This is a genomic window from Empedobacter sp. UBA7248, from assembly GCF_002472945.1.
In the GTDB taxonomy this organism is placed as follows: Bacteria; Bacteroidota; Bacteroidia; order Flavobacteriales; family Weeksellaceae; genus Empedobacter; species Empedobacter falsenii_C.
On sequence record NZ_DKSU01000006.1, the window covers coordinates 108,722 to 115,380 of the forward strand.

A 6,659-nucleotide genomic window follows, 5' to 3' on the forward strand; every position below is an offset into this window, starting at 1 on the left:
AAAGTTTTGTTAGGAACGAGAATTGCTACAACTTTGTATACATTAAATAAAGAGTGAAATGGCAAGTTCAATCAGAACATTAAATCCTGCTACAGGTAAAATCGAAAAAGAATTTCAAGCCTACACAAGCGAAGAAATCAATCAATATATAGACGACGCAAACGAATTATATCAAACATGGCGATTCGAATCTTTCGAAGAAAGAAAAGCTGTAATGAAACGTGTCGCAAACGAAATGCGCAAGCAAAAAACTCGATTAGCTGCTTTGATTACAACAGAAATGGGAAAACCATTGTATGAGAGCGAAATCGAAATTGATTATAGTGCAAATATCATCGAATATTATGCAGATAATGCAGAAGAATTCTTGGCAAATGTTCCTTTACAAACAGAAAAAGGTGACGCTTATGTAGTTTCAGAACCAATTGGTGTGTTGTTAGGTGTTATGCCTTGGAATTTCCCTTTTTCTCAAATTGCGCGTTTTGCTGGTCCTCACATTATGGCTGGTAACACAGTTGTTTTGAAAACGGCTTCTAATATTCCACAATGTGGAATCGCTTTTGAAGAAATGTTTACAACTGCTGGTGCTCCAAAAGGTTTGTACAAAAACTTGTTGATGTCAGGAAAAGACACAGATGCAATTATCAATAATCCAAAAATTGTTGGTGTTTCTTTAACTGGTTCAGAAGCTGCTGGTGCAGAGGTTGCAAGTATCGCAGGTAAAAATGTAAAACCTTCGGTTTTAGAACTTGGTGGTTCTGATCCAATGATTGTTTTGAATGATGCGCATATCGAAAAAGTGATGAACGGAACAATTAATGGTCGTTTACGTAATGCTGGACAAGCGTGTACTTCTTCGAAACGTATTATTGTACAAGAAGGTATTTACGACGAATATTTGAAAAAAATTACGGATTATGTAAACGGAATGAAAGTTGGTGATCCTACACAGACAGATACCAACATGGGACCTGTAAGTTCGGAAAGTGCATTAGAAAAATTATTGGATCAAATTAATGATTCAGCGAATAAAGGAGCAACAATTGTTTCGGGAGGAAAACGTATTGATCGTGATGGTTTCTTTTTACAACCAACAATTTTGACAGATTTAAAACCTGGAATGAAGGCTTATGACGAAGAAGTTTTTGGACCTGTGGTTTGTATTTGGAAAGTGAAAGATGTAGAAGAAGCAATCAAAATTGCGAATGACACGCCTTATGGATTAGGTGCTTCTATTTACACAGAAGATGTTCCTAATGCGGAGAAAATCGCTCGTAGAATAGATTCGGGAATGGTTTACGTAAACAAACAAGTTTCATCAAGCCCAGATTTACCTTTCGGAGGTGTGAAACATTCGGGTTACGGACGCGAACTTTCTAAAGCTGGAATTATGGAATTTATCAATAAAAAATTAATCATGATTGCGAAATAATTTTTCAATCATATCTTAATAATAAAAAAATGCAACTTCATAAAAGTTGCATTTTTTTATTGAATAAATCCTTGTTTTTGTTCCATTTGGTCAATTTTGAAAAGAATTAAATCACGCATAATTTTTGCTCGATTTTTTGCTTCATTTGCTATTTCTCCTTCAAATTTTTCGTCAATTATTCCGTACCACAATTCAATCCAACGCTCGAAATGGTGTGGTTTTAATTTCTCTTTTTGACTCAAAACCAAATGTGTTCGCATTGGCCAGCCTTCAAAAGTTGCTTTTCCTAACAAAACAGTTTCCCAAAACTGAATCATATGTGGCAAATGTTCGTCCCAATTTACCTTTGCAACTTCCGAAAAAAAGTAACCAATGACATCATCTTTTTGCACTTTATCGTAAAACGTATTCACCAATAAAGCAACATCTTCTGAAGTTTCGATATCTTTTTTCATTAAAACAAATTTACAAAGAACTTAATTCAATTCATCAATGTTTTTAATCACGAAAAAATGCAGTAATTTTACGGTCTCATAAAAATGAATAGAATTGGATAGCAATAGACAACAAAAAGTAAGTAAATTATTTCAAGAAGAATTAGCAGAAGCTTTTAGAAAATGGGCTGTAAAGGAATTCCCTGGAAATTTGATTAGTGTTACAGAAGTAAAAGTAACACCAGATTTGAGCGTTTCTAAAATCTATGTAAGTATTTTTCCAAGTACTCAAAAAGACGAAATTTTCAAAGAAATTAGAGTTAATACACCATTATTTAGAGGAATTTTATCAAAAAGTGCTTCTAAACAAATGCGTATTACGCCAGAATTAATTTTCATTTTAGATAATTCGTTAGACGAAATGGACAAAATCGACAAAGCGCTAAGAGGAGAAGGAAATAATCCAATCTTATAATGAGAAACATTTCACTTTACATTGCGAAACGCTACATTTTTTCGAAAACGAATACAAACGCTGTAAACATTATTACATCGATTGCTGTTGGTGCTATTTTGGTAGCTACAGCGGCTTTGTTTATTATTTTATCCGTTTTTTCGGGATTAGAAAAAATGAATTTAAAGTATTATAGCAATGTAAATCCTGAAATTAAAATTTCTCCTTCGAAAGGAAAAGTATTAGATAGTTTAACTTTTGTTGTGGATCAATTAAAGCAACAAAAAGACGTCAAAGCTTTTTCTAAAATCATCGAAGAAAAAGTCTACATCGATTACAAAGGAAAGCAAGATATTGCCTATTTGAAAGGTGTTGACGAAAACTTTACCAAAGTTACGCGTTTAGATACGGTGATTTATGGTGGACAATATTTAGATTTTAATCGCGATGATAATTTTATTGTTTCGAATGGAATTGCAGAACGTTTACAACTTTATATCGATCCGATAACGCCAGCAGATTTGATGATGCCAAAAGCTGGAACAGGTTTAATAAAACAAGAAAGCGATGCTTTTACTCGCAAAGATGCGTATAGCGTTGGCGTTTTTATTTTGAACGAACAATACGACAAACACATCTTTACAACTTTAGGTTTGGCGCAAGAATTATTGTTGTTAAACGAAAATCAATGTTATTCGATTGAAGTAAAAACGACTGGAAAAAAATCGTTTAACGAAGTGAAAATTCAACTTCAAAAAGCATTGGGTTCTCATTATAAAATCGAAACCAGACAAGATTTAGATTCAGCTTTCTTGAAAGTAATGAATATGGAAAATTTAATCAGTTATTTGATTTTCACGTTAGTCATTATTATTGCATGTTTCAATTTGGCAGGAACAATTATTATCTTGATTTTGGATAAAAAGAAAGAAATTCAGACGATGTATAGTTTTGGATTATCACGAAAAAACATTCGTAATATTTTCTTCCAAACTGGTTTTATTATCACCTTTATTGCGATGACAACAGGTTTATTAATCGCCTCTGTTATTGGATTATTACAAATAGATTTTGGTTTGGTTATGGCTTCGCCAACTGTTCCGTTTCCATTCATCTTTTCTGTCGAAAATTTTATTGCAGTTATTGTAACTGTGTTAGGTTTGGGAAGTTTGGTTTCATGGATCGTTTCCAGACAAGTGAAATAAAAAATATTAAGACATAAAAAAAACTTGAAGAAATCTTCAAGCTTTTTTTATGCTTTAATCCCACCTATTCCAACGAATGTAATTTGGTTTTGAGAAGTCGAAATCCATCATTTGGAAATCTCTATTATCCAATAAATTTGTCTTGATTAGATTATCACCTTGTCCAGGAATTGAAGGATAATACGACAATGAAAAACGAATATTATTAAACACAAAATAATCATTTGTCAACATCACACCCAAACTAAAACGCGAATAAATTGGGTTATTATTTAATATAAATTTTTTGTTATCTCCAATTGCCGCAACCATCGCATTGAAAAATGGCGAAATACGAAATCCTAAAAACTCGTAAGGTGTATAGGATTGCAATTGATACTCGAACATTAATTTCTGTTGACCTGTTAATCCTCTATCCGATTTGAAACCTGCCATTCCCAAATAATCATGTTCATGAAGCGAAAGTTGATCCGCAGGAGAATCTAAACGATCATGTCCCAAAAGATAATTAGTTTTCATGAAGTTTCTGAACTTCCATTTTCCCCAACTTATCAATTTTGCCATATACTGTAATTCTACTGATAGCGTTTTTTGTTCAAATTTTCCTTTATTAAAAAATCCTCCAAACTCAACTCCAAATCCCCAAAAGCCAGTATTTAAGAAACCTCCCGCAGAAGCTTTTCCGCCAAGATAATAACGATCAGTTTGGCGAATATTTTGAATACCTCCTATAATTCCCAATGATTTCCCTATCGCAATATCTTCTTCAATATCATAATTGAAAATATATTTTGTTTTGATATATCGTTTCGAAGAAACTCCTATCCCTACTAAATAATTCGTTTGGTCAGAAAAAAAGTTCACAGGATCGTTTTCTGGAGTTGGTGTTTCGGTATAAGATCGATCATAAAATCTCCCTGAGACAATAAAATTGGTAATGTTTTCTGAATGACCATCATCAATTCTAAACGCTCTTGCCAACCAATAATCTTGGTAATTATACTTGAAATGATTATCAACCAAAATAGGTTTTTCGAAGTCTAATGAATCTTTAAAATACACTTGTCCAACCGAAACTCCACCCGCATAATGCGCTAATGGCGAATAAAAAGGCCGTACAAAACTGATTGATTTTGTATAATGATTGTCTTCATTTTTAAAATATCGTACATTCCCAATAATTCGAGTTTGAGCAATATTTGGAACCGTATAATTAAATTGATATAACGAATTTCCTGTTTTGTAATTGTGACGATAACGATTATCAAACACATGTCCTAAACCTAAAAAATTTCGTTCTCTAACGCGAATCCCAGCTTTCGAACTCGAAACCGAACCTGTTATAAACATACTCCAAGAATCAATTGAATTGACATATAAATCAACCGAATCATTTCCGACAGCTTCTTCCTTAATCTCCACTCGACGAATAGAACGATTGGTACGAATTAAACGCTCAGATTCGGATGCTTTTACAGAATCATATTTATCTCCTGGCTTTAACAACATATTTTGGCGCAACACAAACTTTTTGGATTTTCCATGCAAAGTATTTCCAGTTCTTTCAATCCATCTTGTCGGTTTTCTCGTCGTGTCCTGCAAAGAATATCCGAAAGGATCTTGTGTTTTGTAGTAAATATTTCGAATAATTTTTCCTTGATATTTTCCATCACCTACATTATTATTGGGCTGAATAGGAAAACTCGTTGGTTTTTTCTTGAATAATAATTTTTGGTAAAACTTTCTAAACTTAGAATGATTTTTATTCTCAATTCTAACTGTATCAATTTTGACACTATCTTCTTGAGCATTAACAACTATGGATAAACTAAAAAATAGTAATCCCAGAAAAGTTAATAATATAGTTCTTTTTTTAAGCACACGTCAAGTTATAAAAGTCTAACCGCTTTTACAAATCTAGTTTTCCAATAATTTTCATCAAGAGAAGAAATGATGACACCTTTTGAAGTAGATGAATGTACAAAACTGATTGATCCGTCATGATTAATGCTTTCTACAATACCTACATGAGAAATTGAATTTCCTGAAGTATTAAAAAATATTAAATCACCAATTTTTACATTCTCAATCGTTATTTCATTTCCATATTGTGCCTGATCACTAGAACGACGAGGCAATTCTAAATTCATTTCTTTAAAACTTATATATACCAATCCCGAACAATCGAAGCCTGTTTTCGTAATTCCACCATATTTATAAGGTGTTCCTAAGTAAGATTTTGCCGTTTTTAGGATTTTATTTATATCACGAGGCGCACTATCATCAGCATTTTTAGAACGAAAAACCTCTGTAGATTCGTTTTTTTTGGAAGAAGTATACACTTTTTTAGAACCTGTTTTCTTATACGAAGTTACTTTGCTACTTCCACAAGACGTCAAGAATAAACTTGCGATAATAATTGTTGTAAGGTATATGTGCTTCTTCATTTTCGGTTCGGTTTTCTTCAACAAATTTTCAACGAATAAATTTACTAAATATTATCTTGCATCACCTCTGTTAACAATTGTTTGGCTCTTAAAAGTCGAACTTTAACATTTGGCAAGGTCAAATTGAGTTCTTCAGCAATCTCTTTATATGTTTTATCTTCGATATAACGCAGTTCGATAATTTTTTGATAAGGTTCTCTCAATTTTGCAATAGCCTTTATTAGCGTGTCATTATCTTGTTTTAAAATCAAATGCTCTTCTGGCGAAGGATGATCTTCTAAAATTTCTAAAAATTTTGTTTCATCATCAAGAGAAATATTCAGTTTTGGAGATTTTCTGATATGATCAATCATCGTATTATGTGCGATAGAAATTACCCAAGTCGTAAAATCAAAATCTTCGTTATACAATTTTAATTTTGTAAAAACCTTTGTGAACGTTTCTATAGCGATATCTTCGGCTTCTTCTTCGTTTCTAATCTTAGAAAATACATAATGATAAACTTTGTTCCACAAAACCTCTATCACTGCGTTCTGAGCATTTCGTTTCCCTTTTTTAGCTTCTAAAATTATGTTCTCTAATGTCATTTACTAAATCAATTATGATAAATATAACAAAATATATAGTATAAAAAAAGCTTCAATAAAAATATTGAAGCTTAAAATCTGTAGACCCACAGGGATTCGA

General features: G+C 32.3%; 7 protein-coding genes. 3 read left to right on the plus strand and 4 right to left on the minus strand.

Going from position 1 to position 6,659, the window contains the following annotated elements:
- Positions 1-58: 58 nt before the first annotated feature.
- Positions 59-1,432, plus strand: a complete 1,374-nt coding sequence (locus B4A23_RS05220; RefSeq protein ID WP_291117704.1) for an NAD-dependent succinate-semialdehyde dehydrogenase — start codon at positions 59-61, stop codon at positions 1,430-1,432.
- A 56-nt stretch (positions 1,433-1,488) separates the two neighbouring features.
- Here the strand turns inward: B4A23_RS05220 and B4A23_RS05225 are convergent, their stop codons facing one another.
- The gene (locus tag B4A23_RS05225) at positions 1,489-1,887 is read right to left on the minus strand and encodes a group III truncated hemoglobin (protein ID WP_019975256.1); all 399 of its coding nucleotides are present in this window, start codon (positions 1,885-1,887) and stop codon (positions 1,489-1,491) included.
- A gap of 94 nt (positions 1,888-1,981) precedes the next feature.
- Between B4A23_RS05225 and rbfA the strand changes: the two genes are divergently transcribed.
- On the plus strand, positions 1,982-2,341 hold the full coding sequence (rbfA, locus tag B4A23_RS05230) for a 30S ribosome-binding factor RbfA (RefSeq protein ID WP_038334637.1): 360 nt from the start codon (positions 1,982-1,984) through the stop codon (positions 2,339-2,341).
- Positions 2,341-3,525 carry an ABC transporter permease gene (locus B4A23_RS05235; protein ID WP_291078460.1) on the plus strand — a complete coding sequence of 395 codons (1,185 nt, stop codon included), beginning with the start codon at positions 2,341-2,343 and terminating at the stop codon, positions 3,523-3,525. Before rbfA ends, B4A23_RS05235 begins: the two co-directional genes overlap by 1 nt.
- A gap of 54 nt (positions 3,526-3,579) precedes the next feature.
- Here the strand turns inward: B4A23_RS05235 and B4A23_RS05240 are convergent, their stop codons facing one another.
- Genes B4A23_RS05240 through B4A23_RS05250 form a run of 3 tightly spaced genes read right to left on the minus strand, consistent with a single transcriptional unit; the run spans position 3,580 to position 6,559 of the window.
- Positions 3,580-5,406 carry a hypothetical protein gene (locus B4A23_RS05240; protein ID WP_291117706.1) on the minus strand — a complete coding sequence of 609 codons (1,827 nt, stop codon included), beginning with the start codon at positions 5,404-5,406 and terminating at the stop codon, positions 3,580-3,582.
- A gap of 8 nt (positions 5,407-5,414) precedes the next feature.
- Positions 5,415-5,972, minus strand: coding sequence for a C40 family peptidase (locus tag B4A23_RS05245; RefSeq protein ID WP_280046011.1), 558 nt, complete (start codon positions 5,970-5,972; stop codon positions 5,415-5,417).
- 44 nt (positions 5,973-6,016) lie between these two features.
- Positions 6,017-6,559 (minus strand): RNA polymerase sigma factor, encoded by a 543-nt coding sequence (locus B4A23_RS05250; RefSeq protein WP_180906191.1) that lies wholly within the window; start codon positions 6,557-6,559, stop codon positions 6,017-6,019.
- Positions 6,560-6,659: the final 100 nt, after the last annotated feature.

Coding starts and splice junctions, on each gene's coding strand:
- B4A23_RS05220 (WP_291117704.1), top strand. CDS start 59: ATGGCAAGTTCAATCAGAACATTAAATCCTGCTACAGGTAAAATCGAA.
- B4A23_RS05225 (WP_019975256.1), bottom strand. CDS start 1,887: ATGAAAAAAGATATCGAAACTTCAGAAGATGTTGCTTTATTGGTGAAT.
- B4A23_RS05235 (WP_291078460.1), top strand. CDS start 2,341: ATGAGAAACATTTCACTTTACATTGCGAAACGCTACATTTTTTCGAAA.
- B4A23_RS05245 (WP_280046011.1), bottom strand. CDS start 5,972: ATGAAGAAGCACATATACCTTACAACAATTATTATCGCAAGTTTATTC.
- B4A23_RS05250 (WP_180906191.1), bottom strand. CDS start 6,559: ATGACATTAGAGAACATAATTTTAGAAGCTAAAAAAGGGAAACGAAAT.